Raw genomic sequence first — 22,291 nt, forward strand, 5'->3', positions numbered from 1 at the left:
ACCAGTCTGATAAATTCTTAGCAATAGTACTGGCCTGACTTTGTTCATGCCAGTCGGACTGATTTACCGGTGGCAGAGAGCCATTAACCGGAGAACGTCAGCCACCTTACTTTAGCAGGCGCTCAATGGCCAGGCGCTCCTCGGGGGTATTGGCGTTCCGGATGGGGGTCTCGTCCGCGATTTTGAAATGAGCCACCTCGCTGTTGATCAACATTTTTCGCGGGCACGAATATCCCAGTCCCAGGAAGGACAATAGACGGGGGTAGGCCCGGGGCTCGTAGATGGTCACCAGGGGTTCCGGGAAGGGCTTACTGCTTCCCTTCACGGCTGTGGCCACCTTATCCACCGCGCGGGCCGCAATCAGCTGCCGCAGGGTGTCCGCTTCCAGGAGCGGAAGGTCACACGGAAGGACCAACCAGGCCACGTCGGGTTCCCGTAGGAAAGCCGAACAAATGGCCCCCAGTGGCCCGAGCCCCAAAAAGCGGTCGGCAAGGGTTGGCACTCCGGGCAGCGGAGCGTCGTCGGCATTACTGACGGAAAGGTGGGTAGTAAGACCGAGTTCATCGCGGCATAAGGATACCATGCGTTCCAGTTCGGTCAGTCCGGACCGATAGGTCAGAAACCGCTTGTCTTCTCCCATCCGCTGGCTTTTACCCCCCGCCAGAATGAGGGCCTGAATTGGGGGGATACGGGCTTCAACCGCCGACTTGATCAGTTCGGTGAGGTCCGCTTTGCTCCTTTCCAGAGGACATGGCACCGGCGCGCCGTCGCCCAAATGCTCTTTCAACCAGCCCGGCAAATCATCGGCACCGGGGCACATCACAATCGCGGCCACGTCCGTTAGCTGCTCCCGGCGGCGCTCCAGCGTCCCAGCCTTGTTGGGGTCGACGAACACGATCTGACGCGCAGCGGGATAGTGATTGCCATTCACCAGTACGAAATCGGACTCCCGGCCGAGCAATTTATCATCGTAGTCATTCCAGAATGCGGAGGGGGCGAATATTTGTTTCTTGCCAAACTGCTGCAGGGACGCCCAATCCTTCGTTCCGTGGTCTCCCGTCACCAGCACTCCCCGGTAGGCATCGGCCAGTTCGCGGATGACGTGCTCCATCACGTCCTCCATGCGGGCGCAGGTACTTCCGACGAAGGCGAATTCCGTCCGGCCGTAATGGCCAAGCACCGGCCGACTCACTTTCGGGTGTTTTTGATGGGGCATCATAACAAGCGATTAAGGGGTATACATGGGTAAACCTCTCCCGCCCGAAAAAGGTCTTTGCCGCGGGGCAAAATCACCAGCCCGTTGGCCCGCAGAAGGCTCGCGGCATCTCCGGACCCCGCATTCTTCACCGAATGGGCCAGGAGGGTTCCGGCCTCCGGCTGCTGACGGATCAGCACCCGGTCAAAGTGCGTAAGGTCCGGTTTGAAGGGAATGTCGGTGGCCAGCTCTACGTACTGATACTGGCGGGGTGGCAGTCCCAGTCGGTGCCGCAAATGCTCCCCGACGTACACCTGGCAACAGGCCACGCTGGAGACCGGATTGCCCGGCAATCCGAAAACCATGGTGGTATCCGTTCTTCCCACCCAAATGGGCTTCCCGGGGCGCTGGGCCACACCGTGAAACAGCGTACGCACCCCCAGGGCCGACAGGATTTCCGGCACAAAATCGAGCTTCCCCTTCGAGACTCCTCCACTCAGGATCACCAACTCGTACCCGGCCAGGATTTCCCCCAGTACCCGGTGTAGGGCTTCGCGATCATCCTCCAGGTGCAGGTGTTCCGCTTCGATGCCCGCGGTGCGCAACAACTGTACGAGTTGGAAAACATTGGATCGCCGAATCTGGTGGGGCGCGGGGGTGGCGTCTACGGGAACCAGCTCATTGCCCGTGGAAATGACGGCCGTACGGGGCAATTGCACCACGGGCACCTCAGCGTACCCGCAAGTAGCCAGCATACCCGTGGCGGCCACGTCGACGGTACTGCCGGCAGGCAGGAGTAAATCCCCCTCGGCAACGTCGGCGCCGGCAAAGTGAATACTCTTTCCGTCTTCCACCCCCTCGGGTAGGCGGAAAGCATCGCCCCTGCGCTCCAGGTCCTCGTAGCGGATGACGGTCGTACATCCCCCGGGAAGGGCTGCTCCCGTCATAATTTCCACGCACTGCTTCGGATTGGTCAGGGGCAGCGGTGGCTGTCCGGCGGCCTGTAATCTGGCGATGGGGAAATCACGTTGTCCGGCGGCGTATGCCGCATAGTTTATCGCGATTCCGTCCATGGCCACCCGGTTGAAGGGCGGCTGAGGACGGTCGGCCCGTACCGGCTGGCTCAACACGCGGCCCGCGGCCGCGGGAAGGGGAACCAACTCCTCGTTGCGGGTAAAGGACTGCTCGGCAACCAACCGAAGGGCGTCCCGGTAATCAATCAGCAAAACGAATGTATTAAGGATGATCGAATGCTGGCAAGGTAGGTAGTCCCGCTCAATCATTTGACCATCCCTTCGTCATTCCTGACCGCGGTCAATGCTTCCCTACCGAATGATGTAGGGGTTTCTGCGACTGGCGTTCCGCATCAGCGCGTCTACCAACGTTTCCGGGGAAGCAAAGGTGGCCCCAGCGATCCAGTCATAATTCCAGATCAATCCATTTTCCGCATCGTGGATCGACATATTCACACTCGTTTCTTTGGTGTTGCCCCATACCCCGAAGAGGGCACCCAGGGCTACGGCGGCCCCTTCAGACATCGGCTTGGTCGTATTGAACTGGGAAGTAATGACGGCATCAACGTTCAGCGCCTCCGCCATCTCCTGCGGCGTCAGGATCCGGGAATTTAGCGTATAGCCGGCCCGCTCCAGTTTTGCGTTCGTGCTTTCAACGTCCAGGAACTCCACTCCCCGGATGCGTCCCTGTTGCTTTCGGCGCATCATCCAGCTGAAAATTTCCCGCTGAAAGGTGTAGGTATCTTGCTCAGCGGCCAGCAGCAGGGCGTCGGGATCATCCTTCTTCCTTCCCTGAATGGTGACCGTAGGTGGAATAATGGCCACCACACTATGGCTGGCGGCCATGGCCTCCACACCGGGAGCCTCATAAATTTTGGGGCCACAGCCCATCAGGAAAAAAACACCTCCGAAGAGAAAGAGGAATAATAGATTACGCATGTCAACAGGTTTTATGGTTGATTAAGGTTGCAGGAAGAGGAATCCGGCGGTAGCTATTTCGCCGTTTCCATCGTCCGGCTGATGGTCCGGAAATCCATACGGATTCCGGCCACCAAATATAGCGGGATAACGCCGTGCGGGCCGAAGAATAATGCACGGCATACGCATCTTTATCATGACCTTAACGTACCAGCAGCAGCTGTCCGGAACGGACTTCCTGAAAGGGTATTCCGTTGTCCCGCTCACCGTGTACTTCGAGGGTGTAGACGTAATAACCGGGAGCGTATGGGCCGCTCCGATCCAGGCCGTCCCAGCTCATGGAGGAGCCTTGCCCTTCGAAGACCAGCTTGCCCCAGCGGTCGAAGATGCGCAGCTCCAGAAAGGCCGCATCGTAGGCATATACTTCAAACGCGTCATTGATGCCATCCCCGTTTGGACTGAAGGCCGTCGGGACGTATACCGCCGTGGGACAGAACGCCGAAATTGTTACTTCCCCCTCCGCCTCGCAGCCATTTCCGTCGGTGGCCGTAAGTCCGTAGGTGCCCCCTTCAGTCACCACGAGCTGACTTCCGGTATTCCCATCGGACCACCGATACTCCGCGAATGCCGGTTCGGGGTCGAGGGTCATCAACGCATCTTCGCGGGGGCAGAAGACGGTGTCACTGGAAAAGCTTATTTCCGGCACGGGATGGACGTCCAGCTTGACCTCCGCGGGAAAAGTGGCGCAGCCACTCACGATGCCGACGGCCGCGTAGGTTCCGGCATTATGATCCGAAATATTCGTGATGGCCAACGATTGCGTCTCGGCCACGAAACCACGGGGGCCCGACCAACGGTAGCGGGCACCGGGAAGATCCGTAGCCGACAGATTAGCCACTTCCCCCGGACACAGGCTGAGGTCCGGCGTGGTAGAAATGGCCTGCCGCAGCGTAATCTGTAGGTCCTGGGTACTGGTATCCCGGCGGTCCAGACACAGATCGTGGACAATCAGCTCCACGGGATAACTTCCCAGAGTGTCATAAATCCGGGAGACCCGGGAATGTTCCGAGACGGTTCCGTCGTGGAAAGTCCACTGCAGTTCGAAGCGACTGGTGTCCAGCCCCGTATCGAAGAAGATGGTGTCGTTCAGGCACCCGCCCTCCACGATGGGGTTGGCGTTGATGGGCCGGAAGGCCGCACCACCCCCGTAGGCGTAGCTTTCCGCAAAACCGTAGCCGTAGGCCGTAACGATGGTCCCGCAGCCGGAAGAGGTAATGGTATGACTCCCCTCCTCCACCCGCAATTGGGTGTAGACAAAGCGCCCCTCGGCCCCCAGGGCCGTGAAGGGGCCGGGCAAGTCCCGACCGTCGATGCGGGTATTCAGTTCATCTCCCGCCTGCAGAATTACGTTAATGTAATTTTCCGTGATGGCCTCGAAGCCGCTGTTGTAGACCGTAATGGTGTCCAGCGTTTGCCGGACGCTGTTTAGGAGGACCATCGAGGGGTCACCCAGGTCATGGGCGGAGCATTGTGTTCCCTTGTTGAATTGCGCTACGAGGATCGGATAGTTGCTTGTTGCGATGAATCCGTCCGAGTATTCAAACTCCGCGAACTCCCCGGCGTCCAGCCAGTAGGCGCGGGGGAAACGCCCGTCAATCCGGATTACCGTTCCGTCCGTCCCGGCCAGGATGCGGTAGAGATTACCGTTGACCTGCGCACTGGGTACTGCGGCGACTTCGGTCCCCCAACTTTCCATCGGGTACATCTGTTCGAGCAAATTATCGCGATAACCGCAGGTGCCGGGGACCTGGGTCCAGGCATTGCCGCCGAAAAGAGCAAAGGGCTTGTCGCCCCGTATCCTGGTCCCCGTGAAATCCCCCTGCGCCTTCTGGGCGCGCACCTGATAGACTTCTCCCCGGTTGAGGGTGACCGTCCAGCTACTGCCGGACCGATGCCCGTTTTCGGTGTCCGCCGTGGCGTTGATGATCTCAATGCGGGTGTCGTCCTCGCGGGCCACGACGGCAAATTCCGAGGGAAAGATCCGGTCACCATCCTGGTACCCGACGTAGGTCATCAGGTAGTAATCCCGGCCCAGGGCCGGGGAGGGCAGCACGATACTGGCCTCCGACCGCAAACCGAAATACTGATGAATGTAGAGGCTGACCGTCCCGCTGGACGTTAAGTGGGCCGCATTCCGGGTAACGACTTCCGAACCGATAGACTCCGCTCCGGGCGGCAAATTGATCAGCGCCACCGAATTAGCCGCGAGCGTAAAATCCTCGCTGAATCCCAGCCCGGGTACGGAAAGGGTTCCGGTGGTCGCCTCCCGGGCCGACACCATGGCCACCATCCGGGCCTGCATCGCATCGCGATGCTGGAGGAAGGTAAACCAGAAATCGGTTCCTTCACTCGATTGTCCAAACAGACCATTGATCATCAGCCCGCAAACCAGACACAATAGTATACGCATGCTCGGGAGGTCTAGTGGTCGGTCAAGCTTCAATTTAGGGGTGAGCAGCGGAGGGATTTAGTTACGCGATACCTCTCCGTGGCAAAAGATAGTGCGGATCACCCCCAAATCTGAGCCTGACGGATTTCTACCATCAAGAAACGACAAACTCCACAATTTTTCCGGTCAATCCCCCCTCTTGGCAACTCCTTGACAAAACACCGTGTTTCCGACACTCGCCAACCGCCACTTTTCCCGGTCAGCACGGACTTTACTTGACTGCCCCACGCTAGGGTCACCCCGCTCGTCACCACTAAATTCCCCGCCAGTGGGCCATAATGGGCCTTCCGTCGATTTTATCCCGCCATATTTCCAGTGCGGTGCATCCAAATGAAAGGATAACCGTATCTAGTGTACATAATCCTTCTTCCCAAGATCGTTCTCTTGTAAAGTTGCTATCTTCGTTTCGCTATGCTGAATAAGAACCTGGCCGGTTTTTTTGCCTTTTTTCTGGGCATTTTTGGTGTTCACCGCTTCTACCTCGGGCAGTGGTGGCGGGGAGCCTTACAGTTCGCCGGCTTCTGGGCCCTGGTTTTCCTCAACGCCGAAACCAACGGTGATGGCCCCTTCCCGTTCATGATGGCCGGCATCGTTCTGGCGCCCATGATCACGGCCCTGGTTTTCTGGGCTACTCCCAAAAGAAAGTGGCAGGAAAAGTACGATAAGGACGCCCTCCTGGAGGGAGAACAACCCCTGGGTATCGCCGGTCCCAGCCAGCGGGGTACTAAGTCCCTGAAGGCCGAGGGCGTACGGTATTACCGCAGCGGAGATTATGATCTGGCCATCGAGGCCTTTCTGGAAGGCATGGAGGTGGACCCTACGGACCCCGGAGTACACTTCAACCTCGCCTGTAGTTACGCCCAGCTCGGACAGTACGCCGATACCCTGCGGCACCTGGAAATGTCCATCACCTTCGGTTTGCCCAAACCAGAGCGGATTGAGAAACACCCCGCCCTCAAGGCACTCCGTAACCACTCTTCCTACCGGCAGTTCCGGGCCAATAATTATCGCCGGCTCAATCTGGTGGAAATCACGGAAGTGCAGGAGAAAGCCCAACGGGAGCAACCCGAGGAAGTGCTGGAGGACTTCGAAAACCCACCTCCCCGTCATCACCTCACCCCCGGACCGAAACCAGCGCCGAAGTCCATCCCCATTCAGGACGCCTCACCCGCCGAAGCGGACACTCCGCCCGCCGGCCCCGATCTGCTGGAGCAAATCACCCGCCTCAAAGAACTGCATGATGCCGGCATCCTGACCGAAGCCGAATTTCAGAAGCAAAAGGAAAAAATCCTGGGATAGGGAGGCTAGGATTTAGGCCTGAGGTTTAAGGTTTAAGGCTGAAGGCTGAATACCGCCCCATCCCAAAAACGTCATTCCTCTGACGGCAGACATCAATTCTCCGACTTCAAACGTCAAACATCATTTCTCCACTTACCTTTGCGGCATGGAGAGATACATCCCCTTTGGCAAATTGAAGTCCGGTCTTTTGCTCGGCTTGCTCCTTATGCTGCTTTACCCGGCATCCTGCGCTCGCGCCCAGGGCCTGGCTGGAGCACGCAACCTGGATCGGGCCGTGATGATTTACGCGGGCTACGGTCCGATGATTTCTGCCGGCGACCTTTCGGAACGTTTTGGCAGTGGTTTCGCCATCGATGGTGGACTGGCTTATCTGCCCGCCAACTCGAATCTTCAATTTGGTTTCCGGGTGCTGTTTGGCTTTGGCTCCGACGTTAAGGAGGATGTCTTACTCGGCCTACGCACCAACGACGGTTTTTTGATCGGTAATCAACGGGAGCCGGCCGACATCCAACTCCGGCAACGGCAGCTCTTTATCGGCCCTAATCTGGGGTACACCCTCCGGATCGGCAACAACCAACGGGCGGGGATCCACCTCAACACGGCCTTCGGTTATTTCTTCCACCGGATCAGCGTACAGGACGATCCCGTACAGTCCGTACCGCAGCTCAGTGAGGAGTTACTCCCCGGCTACGACCGCCTGACGGGCGGCTTCGCGCTCCACCAGTTCATCGGCTACCAGCAACTGGCCTTCGATCGGCGCCTGAATTTCTACATCGGTGCCGACGCCACGGTCGGGTTCACCAGCGCTCAACGCAGCTTCGATATCCCCCTGGGCGGCCCACCGAGTGCCGATGGCCGAACGGACATCGTCCTGGGGCTGCGCGCCGGGCTCGTCATTCCCTTCTATTTCGGGGAGGGCCGCGAGATTTTTTACTAAGGCTACCCGATGACTTTCCTGTACCGACTGGGCGTTCGTGCCTACCATACGCTGATCAGCATGGCCGCCCTTTTGGGCGTCGAACAAGCCAGGAAATGGATGGCCGGGCGGGTAGCTACCGATAAATGGCTGGAAGAAATTGAAGCTTCAGGGGGGCGACGGAGCGCAGGAAGCCAAGGTAGCCCCGCAGGAGCCGAGTCCGATTCCCGGGTAGTCTGGATGCATTGCGCCAGTTTGGGCGAATGGGAGCAGGGCCGCCCCGTTTTTCGGGCCCTCCGGGACCAGCGGCCGCACTGGCGGTACGTGCTCACTTTTTTCAGTCCCAGCGGCTTCGAACGCCACGGAGCCTCCGGCCTGGCCGATGAAGTTCTCTACCTCCCCAGAGATGGCCGACGGTCCGCAAAACGGTGGATAAAGGCGCTGCAACCGGACGCCGCCATTTTCGTCAAATACGAATTCTGGTACGATCACCTCCGGGCCATCCGGGAAGCCAACGTACCACTCTTTTTAGTGGCGGGAAGCTTTCGACCCCAACAACCCTTCTTCCGACCGTGGGGTAAGTGGTGGCTGCGTATGCTCGACCATTTTTCCCACCTGTTCGTACAGACCGATAAGGACCGGAACCTTCTCCAATCTGCGGGATACCCCCCGAAGAAAATTACCGTCGCCGGAGACCCCCGGATGGATCGTACGCTGCAGTTAGCGGGCACTCCCTTTTCCGACCCCATTCTGAAGGCTTTCACGGAACATCAACTCACCGTAATGGCGGGTTCCGTTTGGCCGGAAGACGTAAGTGCCTGGAAGAGCGCCTGGCCCCATTTCCGGGGTAGGATCAGGTTGGTGCTGGCCCCACATCAGTTACACGAACGGGAGATCAACGAATGGACCAATGCTTTTTCGGCCGTTCGGTACACACAAACCTCCCCGGAAGAAGCCGCGGCCGCTGAGGTCCTGATCCTGGACACCATTGGCATCCTCAGTCGTTCCTACCGCTTCGCGCAACTGGCTTACGTTGGTGGGGCCTTCCGAACCGGCCTCCACAATACCCTGGAACCCCAGGCCTATGGCCTGCCGGTCATCATGGGCCCCAAGCACCATAAATTCCCCGAGGCCGCTGCCGCCATTCGCCAGGGCGGGGCCTTCAGCCTGGCGAGTGCGGAAGAGTTGCGGGAGGTGTTGGAGAATTTACTGATCACTTCCCAGCGGGAGCAGGCCTCCCGCGCCCAGACTGAGGCCAGCAAAAAGAGTGCCGGGGCCGGTGAACGGACCGCCAGGGAAATCCTTTCTTCTTTGGGGTAGCAGAACGGAATATTTGGTAGGCAGTCCCGACCCTTAATTGCTTCTCCGCGAAGCGGTAGTATTTGCCATCCGTTAAGCACCCCGACAAACTTACCTTTGTGACATGCGGCAGATTTTTACGGGCCTGATTCTTTTTGGTCTACTTACGGCGACGGTAAATACTGCAGCTGGCCAGTCATTTACCTCCAGTGGCACCTCCGTTGCCGAAGGGCAAAGCTACTGGCCCGAAACCGAGGCCCTGCAGTACAGTTTGAATACCGTCTTTGAAAAGGGCAATTTGATGGTAGCCATCTCTGGGATGGAATGGCGACCGGGACTGTGTCTGGCGGGTGCGCGGGTGCGCACCGGTGAGAGTGTTGCCATCAACGTGCAGCTCCAGGCTAACTATAACTACAGCTTCCTTGGAGCGTCGGATCAGGACGGTCGCGACGTAGATTTCTTTTTGCGGGATGAAAACGGTGTCCTGGTCGCCTCGGATCAGGAACCGGATAATAGTCCCATCATTAATTTTCGGCCGATCAGGGATGGTGTTTATCAACTGCAACTGCATTTGGTCAGCAGCCAAAGCCCCACAGGTTTCCTTGCGTTGAGTATGCTGCGCGGTGGAGGTGCCCCCATTATGGAGTTTGATTACCGTAGGCTCAACCAGCAATTTTTTGGGGCCGCCAGTGGTATCAAGTCCGTTCACCCCAGGCTTCAGTGGCAAGGCGGAGAAAACCAATGGTGCGTTTTCGGATATCTGCTGACCAATGAGGCGGGCCTAAGCCTGCGGGGACTCAAGCTGGGGGATGGTCGTCGGTTCTTTGCGGCGACGGGAAGTGGCGTTTCCAATAAAATCGACTTATATTTAGCGGATGCCCAAAGACGAATTGTAGCGGCCGATGAGTCTCCCGATGCCTACCCGCTCCTGGAATACAACGCCCAGTCCGGGGAAGTCTATGACCTGCGAATTGAAGTAGGTGAACCCCGGGGGAATGAGCTGCTGTTTATGGGTATCTTTCGTCAGTAAATCAACCCGATTACGGGATTCCATAATCACCAAACATCCTACATTATGGCCAAAGTGCTTAAAGTCATCGAAGTACTCAGCGAGAGCGCTAAAAGTTACGAAGAAGCCATCGCAAACGCGGTGGAAGAAACCTCCAAAAGCGTCCGTCACATCCGCTCTGCTTACGTCAATGAGCAGTCCGTCACCGTAAAGGACGGTAAGGTGGACAAGTACCGCGTGAACGTAAAGATCACCTTCGAGGTAGACGTTTAATTCAGGGAGTGCCTGGCCATCTGCGTGTGTGCCCCCCGTTCGGGGACTTCCATCGGAGATCGCCGGGCACTTTCCTTATTTTTTACTCGACAGGCGCTGTAGCAATCGGTCAACCTGCTTTTCCCGGCCCTCCTGATAGCCACTGAAGGATTTGATGATCGCGCCGTTTTGGTCAAGGACATACAATTGCGGGATGCTGGAAAAGCCCAGTTGCTGTTGTAGCTGCCCCCGTTGATCCACCAGTACGTTATAGGCCCAGCCTTTCCGTTTCACCAGGGGCTGAATTTGCCGAAAGTACCGTGGCTGATCCACACTCACCGCCACGAAGTCCGCTCCATATTCCATCTCCCACTTACCGAGGTAAGGTTTCATTTCATCCAGTTCTTTATGGCAGGGAAAGCACCAGGTGGCCCAGATGGCCACCACGGTAGGCTTTCCGTTGTTGACGTATGTTGCCAGCGAAGCGGGGGCCCGCTTAACGTCCAGCAATTCGGGCGTGGGGAATACATCCTGGGCGGAAAGGCCTACACTCAAAAAAAGCACGATAAGCGGGGAGGCGATCCATTTCTTCATGTCGGGAACTTTGTGCGTAATAACGCCGGTGGTGAGGGTAAAAGGTACCTAAGAAAATCTTATTGTTTCGTTATCCCCGGAAAACACCTTACCGGCGGATGAGCCCTTCGGCCAACCAGTCGGCCAGTAATTGACGGTTCCGGGGAGAGACGATCCGTAATTGATCTACCGGATTGGTAATGTTGGCCAGCTCCACGTAAACCCCACTGGGTTTGGTTTCCCGTAGCATATGGAGATCCCGCGACTTAAGGGTTCCGGTATATCCCCTACCCCGCTGGTGCTTGTCGTATTTATTGCGGATGGTCTGGTGCATGATCTCGGCCTGTTTGGCCCCCAGCAGATCACCTTCGTAGTGGTAAAAGAACAAGTCGATTCGCTTACCCTTGGCACGACTATCGACGTGGATGGCCACCATCGTCTGGTCCGTAATTCCCTTGGCCAGATTCTCCTCGTAGAGGGCATTGATGATTTCACTCCGCTGCGTGAGTCGGTTTTTCTGACCGACCGGGATTTTCGCCCCTCCCCATACGGTTTCGTCCTTATCGCCCTTCAGGTACTCATCATCCCGAATGCCGTCGTTATCCCGGACGATCATGTAGGGCGTCCCGCCATGGGCGAGAATATTTCTGGTGAGGCGGAGGGCCACATCGTAAGCGTATTCGTCTTCGTGCAGGTAATGGCCCGCCCGGCGGCCGATGGCGCCCGGGTCCGGGCCACCGTGCCCGGAAACGATGTAAAAAATCCTGCCGGCCAGCTTATCGTCCAACTTGGGCACGAAGGCCTTATCGGGGCCAAAAATACCGAAGGTCCGGTAGGCGCTGGTGGTCACCTGCTCGGGAGCGACCAACAGCGAGTCCGTCCGGGCGACACTGCGGGTAATTTCTCCCTGATCCGTAATCTCCCGGGGCGCCGCCTTTACGGCGTCCTCGATACAGTTATCGATGTGGAAGGGAACGTACAGCACCTTATCCTCCCGGAAGTCTTTCTGGCGAACCCCCGCCTCCAGCAGGCCTTCATTGTAGTGCTGGATGGCCAGCGCGCGGGTATAGTCTTCGTTTTCCGTGGTCGTACGGATGGATTTCCCGTTGTAGGTATACACCTCGATCGGCAGCTTATACTCCCGGCCAACCAGCAGGTTGGCGTTTTTCCGGAGCTGGTTCAGCCGATAAAACTCTTCGAGGTTGCATCCGTAATTCAACAGGGCATATCGCCGCAATAAGGAATAGATGCCATCCCCGCGTTGTGCGGCAACGCGAAGGTGATCCGCCGAAAGTGGCATGGACGCGATCATCAGGCCTAAAAAAACAAGGGTTTTTACGAGGGGCATAAAAACGATAAACTAGGGATCAAGGCACAAGATACATTCCGGCGGCGGATGAATGCTATCGACCAGAGCGATTACCTTTGCAGCATGACCGTTCCCCAACAGATCCTTCATTTACTTCGCTGGGAAATTCGTGCTGAATGGCAAAACCGCTACGCACTGGGTAGCATCCTGCTTTACGTGATTGCTACCACGGTGCTGGTGTACTTCGCGGTCCGGGAATTCAGTGCTATGACCTATAACGCACTCTACTGGGTAGTGTTGTTCTTCGGCGCAACCGTGGCCGGCAGCAGAAGCTTTCTGCGAGAAGGAGGGCGACGGCATTATTACTACTACACCCTGGCGGCACCAGAAGCCCTGCTGGTGAGTAAGTTTCTTTACAATACCCTCGTGATCTTTGTCATCAGCCTCCTGGCCTGGGGCCTGATGAATTTCTTCGCCCGGACAAACTTCGTCTCAGAAACCGGGTATTTTCTGATCGCGGTATTACTGGGGTCCTTCGGCCTGAGTGCCATCCTGACGTTCGTGGCGGCCCTGGCCGCCCGGGCCGGAGGCAGCAGTACGTTGATGGCCATTCTCAGCTTCCCGCTGGTGGTGCCCCTGCTGTACCTTCTGGTAAATGCCGGAGGTCACGCCGTGGGCCTGACCTCCGGACAAGAAGAGCAATATTTACTACTCGGGGTAGCAATTGACCTGCTGGCGCTGGCCGTTGGGTTGGTGTTATTTCCTTTTGTCTGGCGGGATTAACTAGACAATCTGATCTTCTTCGATCGGGATTTCCCGCTCAATATCGCTGGCGCCGTACTTCGGACTGGCTCCCCACTTATTGTTGTGAACTTCCCCGTCTTTGGCGTACCAGTAAAACAGGGGGATCAAGCCGATTCCGGTCAGTGCCAGTAACTGCCACCAGCCACTGCGGCCCGTATCGTGCAGCCGGCGGGCACCGACGGCGATGGAAGGAATAAAAAAGACGATGTCTACCAGGCTCCCAAAAACTTCACTGTCGAAAATAGCATTGTCCCAGATGCTGGCGGCGGCAGAAATGAGGAGTGAAATGAGGGTAAATCCCCAAAATTCCGCCCGGCGACTACGGGTCTTGAAATCTGCGTATTTGGAGAGTGCGAGTAGGAAGTTATTCCAAATCATGACGATAAGTGGTTAGCTGAGGTGATGGGAGGCAAAAATTAATGGGGTCTTAAGCGTTAAACCAGTAAGTCTTTGAAGGCGGGCTCGTCGGATTCGACGCCGTATGGGTATTTAGGGCTGAGGCCGTAATCATTTTCACCGGGTTCGCTGTCCTGGATGAACCAGTAAAGCAGCACCAGATAACCGATACCGGTCAATCCGAGCAACATCCACCATCCGCTGCGGCCCACATCGTGGAGGCGGCGCACCTTCAGCGCCAGTAGTGGCAGGAAGAAAAGGACATTGATGACGCCGCGGAACACGTCGTTGCCGTCAAAGAGAATATTGTCCCAGGTAGAAGTTACTGCACGGATAATAAAGAGGATCAGCATAAAGCCCCAGAATTCATATCTGCGGCTACGTCCATTGAAGTCGGTAAACTTCCGGAGAACGTCGGCGAAATTGGCGAAGAGGTTTTTCTTATTTTCCATAACGATCGTAAGGTGAGGGAATTCATCCCCGGGATCAATTCTGTTCGACCAATTACTAGGAAGTGCCGACAAAAGCGAAACCTTCGGCGCCGATTGCTCCTGCCCGCCAACAGGCCTCATGAATTTGGGGCAACCGGACATCCCCGGCTCGCGGAAAGAAACGCGCACCTGCACCGGCTGAGCCGAGTATTCCCTTTCACTGCACGCTTGCGCCCACGCATCCCCTTTGGCTTTTGCCCCCGTATTCAAACAACAATTCGGCACTAACTCAACCTCTACCGGTCAAATCGTTGTTCCGTTTGCGTATCCGATACCGTAATCATCACCGCAGCAAGTGATCGATCCGGTAACTTTTCCCATCTTATCCGCTACCGGACAACTTTCCTGAGCATTTAACGAAAACCAGCATGGCCGACATCACCACCTCCTCCTTCGCCTCCTCTCACGCGCGGGTGAATCAGGCGCCGCGGGATGGCCGTCCGGAATTTGCCTTCATCGGACGCTCCAACGTGGGGAAGAGCAGTCTGATCAATATGCTAACCCAACGCAAGGAACTCGCCCGCACCTCCAGCACTCCCGGTAAGACCCAGCTGATCAATTACTTCCTGATCAACAAGTCCTGGTACCTGACCGATCTACCGGGTTACGGCTACGCCAAGCGCAGCAAGAAGACCCGCGCCAAATGGGAGCAACGGACCGAAAATTATTTCCTCCATCGGGAAAGTATGGTCAACGCTTTTGTCCTTGTGGACAGCAACGTCCCCCCCCAGAATATTGACCTTGATTTTTGTAACTGGCTCGGCGAAAACGGAGTACCCTTCGTCATTGTTTTCACCAAAACGGACCGCAAGAAAGCCCGGGGCGGCGTCCACGTCGAGGCCTTTAAGCAAGCGCTTTTGGAATACTGGGAATCCTTACCCCCCATTTTCCTGACCAGTGCCGTTGATGGAACCGGGCGGGAGGAAATCCTCGACTTCCTGGAAAACACCCTTCAATCCGTTGACTGGTCTTTTCAATCGGCGTAGTGCCCGAAAAGGCAGTACCTTGCACCCCTAGCGAATTACCAAGATTTTGACTGAAACGCCGCATACCGTACCTCCACCAAGCTCAGATTTCGAGCACGAAAGCCAGCGCTATGACCACATTGCGCCCAAGCTGGAGGAATGGGCCATTTACAAACTACACGCCCAACGGGAGGGCTACGTGAAAATCCTGGAGGTCGAAACCTACGAACGGCTGATCAATCTCTACGGGGATGACCTGCAGGACCTCCTGAGTAAAACCCTCTTTTCCGAACAGCGACGGGCCAAAGAAGAACCCTGGAAGGTGGACCCTCCCCAGGAAAGGCGCTACTGGAAACGCCTGGCCAAAATGCTGGCCACCCGCTCGCTCGACGAAGAAGAACCCACCACGGCTGATGATGCGGCACGGAAAATCCTGCGACGCATCGTCCGCCGCTACGCCGACGAAATCGTTGGTCACTTCAAGCTGAGCACCTTCAAATTCGCGCGTCGATTTCTGACCTTTTTCTTCGGTCGCCTGCTGAATGCGGCCGATGGCCGCAGCTTTCGCTCCCTTTTCTCCAAGCGGATTCTGCTGCAGGAAAAACTCCTCGTTCGGGGTTACGTAGAACAGGTCCGTGAACTCAGCAAACGCGGCACGGTGGTCATGGTGCCCACCCACTTCAGCAACCTGGATTCCATCCTGATCGGCTACGCCATTGATCAGGTAGCGGGGTTACCCCCCGTGGCCTTCGGTGCGGGACTTAACCTTTACAATACTGGCTACACGGCCTACTTCATGAATCGCCTCGGCGCCTATCGCGTGGATCGCCGGAAGCGGAATCCGGTCTACAACACCTGCCTGAAGATGATGAGCAAACTGCTCATCGAAAAGGGGGTACCCAGCCTGTTTTTCCCGGGTGGCACCCGCTCCCGGTCCGGGGCACTGGAGACCAAACTGAAATTAGGCTTGCTCGGCACGGCGGTAGAGGCCCAGCGTTCCCGCTACCAGGCGGGGCGTAACGACAAGGTGTTCATCGTCCCGGTAGTGCTGAGTTACCCCTTCGTGCTGGAGGCACAATTCCTGATTGAGCAGCACCTGCGTAAGGAAGGACAAGATCGGTACATCAAAGCTCAGGATAGCTTTCACAGTCTCCGGTCCATTCTCAAGTTCGTTTGGGACGTTTTCAGTAAGGGCAACCAAATTACCATTGCTCTGGGCCGGCCCATGGACGTGCTGGGTAACCGCGTGGATGATGAAGGCCGTAGTTACAGCCAGCACGGGAGGAGTATTTCCACCCGGGAGTATTTCCGGGATCAATCCGGAGCAATCAATACCGACTTTCAGCGGGAAAGCGAATACACCCGCATGCTGGGAGACCGGCTGGTGGAACGCTACGAAGCCGACGGCATTGTGCTTCCAAGTCATCTGGTAAGTTTTGTCGCCTTCAGCATGCTCAAGCAGAGCTTCCCCAACAACGACCTCTACGCACTGCTCCGGCTGCCCGCCGAGGACTTCTTCTTCAAACGTCCCGCCATCCTTTCCATCATCGCTCAATTGCGGGATGAATTGCTGAAGCGGGTAAAACAGGACCAGGCTAAAGTTGATGCGACCCTTTACGAAAGTCCGGAGGCCATTCTCCAGAAAGGCATCAAGAGTTTGGGAAACTTCCATATCGACAGTCCGTTGCGGATTGACAAAAGAGGAAACATCGTATCGGATAACTTCTCCATGCTGTATTTCTATCACAACCGCTTGTCTACCTACCGCCTCACCCGAAAGATTCAGTGGCCGGAGGAACTTATCGGGGATGAACGCGTAGTCTAGTCCCTACCCGGAAGATGGACTGTTTCGCCGGCTTTTTGGTAAACCATCTTCTGCTACTGCTGTTTTTGCTCCGTATGACGGCACTACTTTACCTCGGTATTACCCTGCTCACCATTGCGGGAATGGAATTTGTGGCCTGGGCGGCCCACAAGTATCTCATGCACGGTCTCCTGTGGTCGTGGCACGAAGACCATCACCGGCCACACCACGAAGAGGATGGATTCTTTGAGAAGAACGATCTGTTCTTTCTCGTTTTTGCCATTCCGAGTGCGGCGGCCTACATGATCGGGCTCAACGTCGAAGGCTTCTTCTGGCTGCTCTTTGTGGGAATCGGGATCAGTATTTACGGCCTGATCTACTTCCTCATTCATGACGTATACATTCATCGCCGATTCAAATGGTTTAAGCAGCTCGACGGTCGATACAGCCGGGCCATCCTACGGGCGCACGGCCACCACCATGCGGTGACCGAAAAAGAGGGCTGCGAAAGCTTTGGCCTCCTGGTGGTTGACGGCAAGTATTTCCGTAAGCGGAGCGAATGGTCCAGGGGCGATAAGCAAGCAAAAGCGTAAATTAGCCGCACGTTAGTCACTAAAGTCCCCTCCGGGGTGCTTAGGGCAAAGCACGTCGCCATGGAAGATCGTCTGCTCGATAAAATTGCCGAACCCTTTAATCTTCAGCTCCCGGAGTATGACTCCATGGAGCAGATGATCGAAAATGTGCTTCCCGCAGTTCGGAAATTTAGTGAGCCTTCCTTTGACGATGAAGATGCCTCCCTGTACCGGGTGGAGTGGGTCGAAATGAGCGATCGCCCGGGGGACACGGTCATCAGTCTGCACCGCTTCCAGGACACCGGGGAAATCCGGATTGCCAACGACGGGGTGCTCGAAGCCAAGGCCTTTGAGGCGGAGGGACGGCGGATCATCATCGGCGACAGCATCTACCGCAACAGCCTCCTCTACGAGTTGGCCTTCATGGACAATGACTTTCTGATCCTGAAACGCCACGGCAACGAGGCCAACATCAAGAAAAAGTACCGCTTCTTTTGTCGGGAGGCCATCGGCACCCGGCTCACCTGGAACGAGGCCCTCGAAAAAATGGTGGACAAGTACCGCAACAGTCAGTTTCCGCTGATTTTCGTGGCCATCGTGGTCACCATCCTGATCGCCGCCATGCTCTATCTACGGTAACTGATTGCCGGAAGTAGTTTGCTTCTACTTTGGGCGCTGCGCGCAGGTGCCGGGGGATATGCAAAGAGCAAAAAACAACCGCTGATTGTAGGTAGGCTTGCCCCCAACCGGATGGCTGACTCCAACATTCATTGCACCTGCGGCCCCTCGCCCTTATACTCTGCCAAAGGTGACGCCAAGTGAGCAATCCCCTTCGCGCATGCGGAATTCAGTACCCCGTGATTACTCATAAATACTGCTGGCCATTCGGTAGGTGTTGGCGTGGGCCTCCACGATGGTCGCCAACCGCTCGCTGTAGCCTCCTCCCATGCTAACGGCCACCGGGAGGTTACGATCGTAGCACGACTGAAAGACAAAGCGATCCCGTTCCCGGCACCCCGCCAGACTACAGGAAAGCCGGCCCAGTTTGTCCGTTTCCAGAATATCCACCCCGCTGAGGTAAAAGACGATGTCCGGCCGCAGCCGATCCAGTAAGTCCGGGAGAATGGCGTACAGGGTGCTGAGGTAAAGCTCGTCTCCGGTTTTGTCCGGAAACCCGTGGTCGAGATCCGAGTTCATCTTCCGTCCCGGGTAGTTTTTCGCTCCGTGAAAACTCAGGGTGAACACCCGCGGATCGTCCTCGAAGATTTTGGCCGTTCCGTTCCCCTGGTGAACGTCCAGATCAACCACCAGCGCCTGGTGGATTTCGCCACGGTGCAGCAATTCATTGGCCGCAATGGCGATGTCGTTGAAGACACAGAAGCCTTCCCCCCGATCCGCGAAGGCATGGTGAGTACCGCCCGCGATGTTCAGGGCTACCCCATCCGCCATGGCGTAGCGGGCGCAATCCAGCGTACCCTGGGCGATGACCCGCCCCCGGGCGATTAATTCCGGACGCATGGGAAAACCGATGGCCCGGGCCTCCTTCCGGCTCAAGGTATTGGTCGATAGCTTCTCCCAGTATTCGGGGGTATGCGTCCTGAGAATGGCCGCCTCGGGCAGACTTTCCGGTCCAAAAAATGCTTTTGGCGTAATCGTGCCTTCGTAGAGTAACTGCTCGGGCAGCAACTCATATTTGTCCATTGGGAAGCGATGACCTTTGGGTAGTGCGTAGCGGTAGATGGGGCTAAAAGCAATGCGCATGGACAGGGTAAAAAAGGAACGAATAGAAAGTTTAAGCCACCGGGGAAAAAATCGGAGTTGACTTGCTTCATCCCCAAAAACGACGGGCCTCCTTTCCGATCGGAAAGGAGGCCCGCAGCCAGATGTTTACCTGGGTTAGTTTACCCGCCGGAAGGCATAATCTCTGAACTGGAGAATGTTGACGAACTTATTTTCGAAGCGGTCCAGGGTGGCCTGTTCGAATCCATTCCCCGAAGCGTTTGCGGGCACAACGGCAACGGGTTCAAACCGGAAGCTGGTGTGTAGCAGGTCTTCGGGATTTTCTTCCAGCGCGAACTGAAAACGCGTGCCGTGCTCGGCCGCCATGCGGAGGAAGTAACGCGTCAGGTCGTACCCCACGTAGGCCTCGTCGCGGGGCAATGCTCCGTACTGGTCGTAGAAGGACCGACGGAAATCACGGACGGCGGGGTCGAGCTTATTGATGAATACGCTGCTGCTGACGTGGACGTTGGTGCCCTCGTAGTAGTCAAAATTAATCCGGGTGAAATCGATCCACTGGGGAAGTCCGTACACCGCTACGTTTCGTCCGAAATCGTCCCGGGTCTCGTTGTAGAGCAGCCGGAGGAAGTTAGCGACGAAAGACTCGTCTTCGTAAATGGGGACGATGAAAACCGTTTTGCGACCGGTCAGGTACTGATCGAGGTTGGTCTGCGCCTGCTCGTTGATGTCCAGTGAAAGTACTTCCAGTGGCTCCACCTCGGCGTTACCCGTCAGGATTTTGTATTCATCCTGAATGTATCCGAGTCGGCTTTGCTGATTGGGATTGGTGCCCACGACCAGTACGATCCGGTCTGCCCGCTGGTTATTGTAGGCGTGCTTAATCAGGGACCGTAGGTGAGTTTCCAGCGTAGGATTCACCTGAATGTAATTAGGGTTGTTGGCACTTACTCCCGTCGCAGCGCTGTAGGGAGAAATCAGTACTTTTTCCATGCCACGGGCGCTTTCGGCCAGCGTGGTCACATTTTGCTTAAGGTAAGGGCCAATCACCAGGTGTGCGTCCCGGAAGGCCGGAGTCGTCGTCAGCTCCGTGACCCGACTGGGGTTGGCGCGCGTATCCTGCACCTGCACGTTGTAGCCGACGGGACCGCCGCGCATTTCATCGAGGGCCATTTTCGCCCCGGAATAGAAATGCAGTGCCCAGAGGGAGTTCTCATCAATTTTATCCTCACTCCCCAGGTACCGGTCGGTCAGGAAGGGAAGGGCAAAATCCACGTTGTAGGCACTCAGTAATCGGGAACCGGACTCGGTGGTCCCGGTTTGGGTAATTACGTTGAGTGTATTGTCTTCGGGGTCGATGGGGGTGACCACCGGATCGTAGGGCGAGGTACCGTCCTCGACGATGGGGGGATTACGCTCTTCGGGCAGCACCGTCCAGCTGATGGTGTCCATCTTGTCCGTCGGCGCATTTTCCACGTAGACGTAAGTCCCCGTGGTGGGGTCAAAAACTCTGCGGCTCTGGATGGGCTCCAGTTCTTCGCCTTCGTCAACCTCGGTGGTTTCCGTGGGGGTTTCCCTCCCCGGATCGGGTTTACTGATGGGCTTGAAGAGTTCGCAGGAAGAAGTACCGATCAAAAAGAGGGCCAACAGCAGGGTGCCGAAGAAATTATTCCCATTCAATGGTAGCTGGTGGTTTGGTACTGATGTCATAAACGACGCGATTAATGCCTTTTACATTGTTGATTATTGAGCTGCTGACGGAGGCCAGGAAGTCGTAGGGTAAGTGGCTCCATTCGGCAGTCATGCCATCCGTGCTGTTGACGGCCCGGAGGGCGACAGCCTGTTCGTAAGTACGTTCGTCTCCCATAACGCCAACCGACTGTACGGGCAACAAAATAGTGCCTGCTTGCCAAACCTGGTCATACAGGCCGTATTCCCGGAGCTTATTGATGTAAATCGCATCGGCTTGTTGCAGCAGATTTACCTTCTCCGGCGTGATGTCTCCCAGGATGCGGATGGCAAGTCCGGGACCGGGAAACGGATGGCGCTTGATGAGGTGATCCGCCATCCCCATTTCGGTGCCGACCCGGCGCACTTCATCCTTAAACAGGAACCGCAGGGGTTCCACGATTTTGAGTCCCATCTTTTCGGGTAAGCCCCCAACGTTATGGTGGCTTTTGATCGTAACGGAGGGTCCGTGAACGCTCACGCTCTCAATAACGTCGGGGTAGATCGTTCCTTGTGCCAGGTAGGTAATATTGGTCAGCTTATGGGCCTCCCGATCAAATACCTCGATGAAGGTTCTACCGATGGCTTTCCGCTTTTTTTCCGGATCGGAGATGCCCGCCAGGGCGTCATAGAATTCCTGTTTGGCGTCAATACCGGTTACGTTCAGGCCCATGCCCTCGTAGCCTTTCAGTACCTGATCGAACTCGTCTTTGCGTAACAGGCCGTTGTCGATAAAGAAGCAGAACAGCCGGTCACCGATGGCCCGGTGCAGCAACATAGCCGCCACCGAGCTATCCACTCCACCACTTAGGCCGAGCAGCACGCGGTCTTCGCCAATTTTCTCGCGGAGAGCCGATACCGTTTCGTCCACGAATGCGGCCGGCGTCCAGCTGCCCGTGCAGCCGGCGATGTCAATGACGAAGTTTTTGAGTAGTTGCTTTCCGTCCAGGCTGTGGTACACCTCGGGGTGAAACTGGATGCAGAAGACGGGAGCGTCGAAGGCTCCGTCCTTGCTGCCGTAGGCAGCGACCTCAACGTCGGCCGTACTGGCCAGAAGTTCAAACTGCGCGGGGATCTCCTGGATGGTGTCACCGTGTGACATCCAGACCTGGCTCCCGGTTTCCAGTCCGGCGAACAGTCCGTCATACTGGTAGATTTGCCCCAGATTAGCTTTACCGTATTCCCGGGTTTTGCTGCGGGCTACGGTGCCACCGAAATACTGGGCGACGTACTGTGCTCCGTAGCAGATGCCCAGGACTGGCCGCTTACCGATGAGCTTTTCCAATTCCGGATGCAGCGCATTTTCGTCCCGTACCGAAAAGGGACTTCCACTCAGAATTACGGCCTTGATGCTCTCGTCGAGCACCGGAATTTTATTGTAGGGAACAATCTCACTGTATACGTTCAGTTCCCGGATTCGCCGGGCGATAAGCTGCGTATACTGACTCCCAAAATCGAGGATGAGTACCTTTTCCGTCATGGAGCACAAAAGTAAGAGGATT

21 protein-coding genes are annotated in these 22,291 nt (G+C 56.4%); 10 read left to right on the plus strand and 11 right to left on the minus strand.

Annotation, left to right across the window (positions count from 1 at the left end):
• Positions 1–106: 106 nt before the first annotated feature.
• From E1J53_RS11205 to E1J53_RS11220, 4 genes are all read right to left on the minus strand, one after another.
• Positions 107–1,219 carry an NTP transferase domain-containing protein gene (locus E1J53_RS11205; protein ID WP_134270602.1) on the minus strand — a complete coding sequence of 371 codons (1,113 nt, stop codon included), beginning with the start codon at positions 1,217–1,219 and terminating at the stop codon, positions 107–109.
• Entirely contained in the window at positions 1,216–2,421 is a 1,206-nt protein-coding gene (locus tag E1J53_RS11210) for a molybdopterin molybdotransferase MoeA (protein ID WP_173021451.1), read from the minus strand. The genes E1J53_RS11205 and E1J53_RS11210 overlap by 4 nt, the downstream gene beginning before the upstream one ends.
• A gap of 99 nt (positions 2,422–2,520) precedes the next feature.
• Complete coding sequence (locus E1J53_RS11215; protein ID WP_134270604.1) at positions 2,521–3,147, minus strand: hypothetical protein; 627 nt, start codon at positions 3,145–3,147, stop codon at positions 2,521–2,523.
• Positions 3,148–3,328: 181 nt separating this feature from the next.
• Positions 3,329–5,596 carry a gliding motility-associated C-terminal domain-containing protein gene (locus E1J53_RS11220; protein WP_134270605.1) on the minus strand — a complete coding sequence of 756 codons (2,268 nt, stop codon included), beginning with the start codon at positions 5,594–5,596 and terminating at the stop codon, positions 3,329–3,331.
• Between the two features lie 450 nt (positions 5,597–6,046).
• Here E1J53_RS11220 and E1J53_RS23970 point away from each other — a divergent pair, with 450 nt between their 5' ends.
• The 5 genes from E1J53_RS23970 to E1J53_RS11250 all read left to right on the plus strand — a co-directional run bounded on the left by E1J53_RS23970 (position 6,047) and on the right by E1J53_RS11250 (position 10,431).
• Positions 6,047–6,934: an NINE protein gene (locus E1J53_RS23970; protein ID WP_173021452.1), complete on the plus strand. Its 888-nt coding sequence runs from the start codon at positions 6,047–6,049 to the stop codon at positions 6,932–6,934.
• Between the two features lie 145 nt (positions 6,935–7,079).
• Positions 7,080–7,871 carry a hypothetical protein gene (locus tag E1J53_RS11235; RefSeq protein WP_134270606.1) on the plus strand — a complete coding sequence of 264 codons (792 nt, stop codon included), beginning with the start codon at positions 7,080–7,082 and terminating at the stop codon, positions 7,869–7,871.
• Positions 7,872–7,880: 9 nt separating this feature from the next.
• Entirely contained in the window at positions 7,881–9,170 is a 1,290-nt protein-coding gene (locus E1J53_RS11240) for a 3-deoxy-D-manno-octulosonic acid transferase (protein ID WP_134270607.1), read from the plus strand.
• A gap of 103 nt (positions 9,171–9,273) precedes the next feature.
• Positions 9,274–10,179, plus strand: coding sequence for a hypothetical protein (locus E1J53_RS11245; protein ID WP_134270608.1), 906 nt, complete (start codon positions 9,274–9,276; stop codon positions 10,177–10,179).
• A gap of 45 nt (positions 10,180–10,224) precedes the next feature.
• Positions 10,225–10,431 carry a dodecin family protein gene (locus E1J53_RS11250; protein ID WP_134270609.1) on the plus strand — a complete coding sequence of 69 codons (207 nt, stop codon included), beginning with the start codon at positions 10,225–10,227 and terminating at the stop codon, positions 10,429–10,431.
• A 75-nt stretch (positions 10,432–10,506) separates the two neighbouring features.
• On the opposite strand, the gene E1J53_RS11255 is transcribed toward E1J53_RS11250, so the two are convergent.
• Both E1J53_RS11255 and E1J53_RS11260 read right to left on the minus strand, forming a co-directional pair.
• Positions 10,507–11,004, minus strand: coding sequence for a TlpA disulfide reductase family protein (locus tag E1J53_RS11255; protein ID WP_134270610.1), 498 nt, complete (start codon positions 11,002–11,004; stop codon positions 10,507–10,509).
• Positions 11,005–11,092: 88 nt separating this feature from the next.
• The gene (locus E1J53_RS11260; RefSeq protein WP_134270611.1) at positions 11,093–12,331 is read right to left on the minus strand and encodes an N-acetylmuramoyl-L-alanine amidase; all 1,239 of its coding nucleotides are present in this window, start codon (positions 12,329–12,331) and stop codon (positions 11,093–11,095) included.
• Positions 12,332–12,415: 84 nt separating this feature from the next.
• Between E1J53_RS11260 and E1J53_RS11265 the strand changes: the two genes are divergently transcribed.
• Positions 12,416–13,075 carry a heme exporter protein CcmB gene (locus E1J53_RS11265; RefSeq protein WP_173021453.1) on the plus strand — a complete coding sequence of 220 codons (660 nt, stop codon included), beginning with the start codon at positions 12,416–12,418 and terminating at the stop codon, positions 13,073–13,075.
• Here E1J53_RS11265 and E1J53_RS11270 read toward each other — a convergent pair whose 3' ends face one another.
• Complete coding sequence (locus E1J53_RS11270) at positions 13,076–13,474, minus strand: DUF805 domain-containing protein (protein ID WP_154640179.1); 399 nt, start codon at positions 13,472–13,474, stop codon at positions 13,076–13,078.
• A 56-nt stretch (positions 13,475–13,530) separates the two neighbouring features.
• Entirely contained in the window at positions 13,531–13,944 is a 414-nt protein-coding gene (locus E1J53_RS11275) for a DUF805 domain-containing protein (protein WP_134270613.1), read from the minus strand.
• 407 nt (positions 13,945–14,351) lie between these two features.
• Here E1J53_RS11275 and yihA point away from each other — a divergent pair, with 407 nt between their 5' ends.
• The 4 genes from yihA (at position 14,352) to E1J53_RS11295 (ending at position 17,963) form a co-directional block, all read left to right on the plus strand.
• A complete protein-coding gene (gene yihA / locus E1J53_RS11280) occupies positions 14,352–14,969 on the plus strand; it encodes a ribosome biogenesis GTP-binding protein YihA/YsxC (protein ID WP_134270614.1) in 618 nt (205 codons plus the stop codon).
• A gap of 46 nt (positions 14,970–15,015) precedes the next feature.
• The gene (locus tag E1J53_RS11285) at positions 15,016–16,773 is read left to right on the plus strand and encodes a 1-acyl-sn-glycerol-3-phosphate acyltransferase (RefSeq protein ID WP_154640180.1); all 1,758 of its coding nucleotides are present in this window, start codon (positions 15,016–15,018) and stop codon (positions 16,771–16,773) included.
• A gap of 74 nt (positions 16,774–16,847) precedes the next feature.
• Entirely contained in the window at positions 16,848–17,345 is a 498-nt protein-coding gene (locus E1J53_RS11290) for a sterol desaturase family protein (protein WP_134270616.1), read from the plus strand.
• A 60-nt stretch (positions 17,346–17,405) separates the two neighbouring features.
• Positions 17,406–17,963 (plus strand): hypothetical protein, encoded by a 558-nt coding sequence (locus E1J53_RS11295; protein ID WP_134270617.1) that lies wholly within the window; start codon positions 17,406–17,408, stop codon positions 17,961–17,963.
• Positions 17,964–18,185: 222 nt separating this feature from the next.
• Here the strand turns inward: E1J53_RS11295 and E1J53_RS11300 are convergent, their stop codons facing one another.
• The 3 genes from E1J53_RS11300 to guaA form a co-directional block, all read right to left on the minus strand.
• Positions 18,186–19,085 (minus strand): histone deacetylase, encoded by a 900-nt coding sequence (locus tag E1J53_RS11300; protein ID WP_134270618.1) that lies wholly within the window; start codon positions 19,083–19,085, stop codon positions 18,186–18,188.
• 135 nt (positions 19,086–19,220) lie between these two features.
• Positions 19,221–20,741, minus strand: a complete 1,521-nt coding sequence (locus tag E1J53_RS11305) for an ABC transporter substrate-binding protein (protein ID WP_134270619.1) — start codon at positions 20,739–20,741, stop codon at positions 19,221–19,223.
• Complete coding sequence (gene guaA, locus E1J53_RS11310) at positions 20,728–22,269, minus strand: glutamine-hydrolyzing GMP synthase (protein WP_134270620.1); 1,542 nt, start codon at positions 22,267–22,269, stop codon at positions 20,728–20,730. The genes E1J53_RS11305 and guaA overlap by 14 nt, the downstream gene beginning before the upstream one ends.
• Positions 22,270–22,291: the final 22 nt, after the last annotated feature.

It is taken from the genome of Lewinella sp. W8 (assembly GCF_004375085.3).
Taxonomy (GTDB): domain Bacteria; phylum Bacteroidota; class Bacteroidia; order Chitinophagales; family Saprospiraceae; genus Neolewinella.

Coding starts and splice junctions, on each gene's coding strand:
- E1J53_RS11205 (WP_134270602.1), bottom strand. CDS start 1,219: ATGATGCCCCATCAAAAACACCCGAAAGTGAGTCGGCCGGTGCTTGGC.
- E1J53_RS11215 (WP_134270604.1), bottom strand. CDS start 3,147: ATGCGTAATCTATTATTCCTCTTTCTCTTCGGAGGTGTTTTTTTCCTG.
- E1J53_RS11220 (WP_134270605.1), bottom strand. CDS start 5,596: ATGCGTATACTATTGTGTCTGGTTTGCGGGCTGATGATCAATGGTCTG.
- E1J53_RS23970 (WP_173021452.1), top strand. CDS start 6,047: ATGCTGAATAAGAACCTGGCCGGTTTTTTTGCCTTTTTTCTGGGCATT.
- E1J53_RS11235 (WP_134270606.1), top strand. CDS start 7,080: ATGGAGAGATACATCCCCTTTGGCAAATTGAAGTCCGGTCTTTTGCTC.
- E1J53_RS11240 (WP_134270607.1), top strand. CDS start 7,881: ATGACTTTCCTGTACCGACTGGGCGTTCGTGCCTACCATACGCTGATC.
- E1J53_RS11245 (WP_134270608.1), top strand. CDS start 9,274: ATGCGGCAGATTTTTACGGGCCTGATTCTTTTTGGTCTACTTACGGCG.
- E1J53_RS11250 (WP_134270609.1), top strand. CDS start 10,225: ATGGCCAAAGTGCTTAAAGTCATCGAAGTACTCAGCGAGAGCGCTAAA.
- E1J53_RS11255 (WP_134270610.1), bottom strand. CDS start 11,004: ATGAAGAAATGGATCGCCTCCCCGCTTATCGTGCTTTTTTTGAGTGTA.
- E1J53_RS11260 (WP_134270611.1), bottom strand. CDS start 12,331: ATGCCCCTCGTAAAAACCCTTGTTTTTTTAGGCCTGATGATCGCGTCC.
- E1J53_RS11265 (WP_173021453.1), top strand. CDS start 12,416: ATGACCGTTCCCCAACAGATCCTTCATTTACTTCGCTGGGAAATTCGT.
- E1J53_RS11270 (WP_154640179.1), bottom strand. CDS start 13,474: ATGATTTGGAATAACTTCCTACTCGCACTCTCCAAATACGCAGATTTC.
- E1J53_RS11275 (WP_134270613.1), bottom strand. CDS start 13,944: ATGGAAAATAAGAAAAACCTCTTCGCCAATTTCGCCGACGTTCTCCGG.
- yihA (WP_134270614.1), top strand. CDS start 14,352: ATGGCCGACATCACCACCTCCTCCTTCGCCTCCTCTCACGCGCGGGTG.
- E1J53_RS11290 (WP_134270616.1), top strand. CDS start 16,848: ATGACGGCACTACTTTACCTCGGTATTACCCTGCTCACCATTGCGGGA.
- E1J53_RS11295 (WP_134270617.1), top strand. CDS start 17,406: ATGGAAGATCGTCTGCTCGATAAAATTGCCGAACCCTTTAATCTTCAG.
- E1J53_RS11300 (WP_134270618.1), bottom strand. CDS start 19,085: ATGCGCATTGCTTTTAGCCCCATCTACCGCTACGCACTACCCAAAGGT.
- guaA (WP_134270620.1), bottom strand. CDS start 22,269: ATGACGGAAAAGGTACTCATCCTCGATTTTGGGAGTCAGTATACGCAG.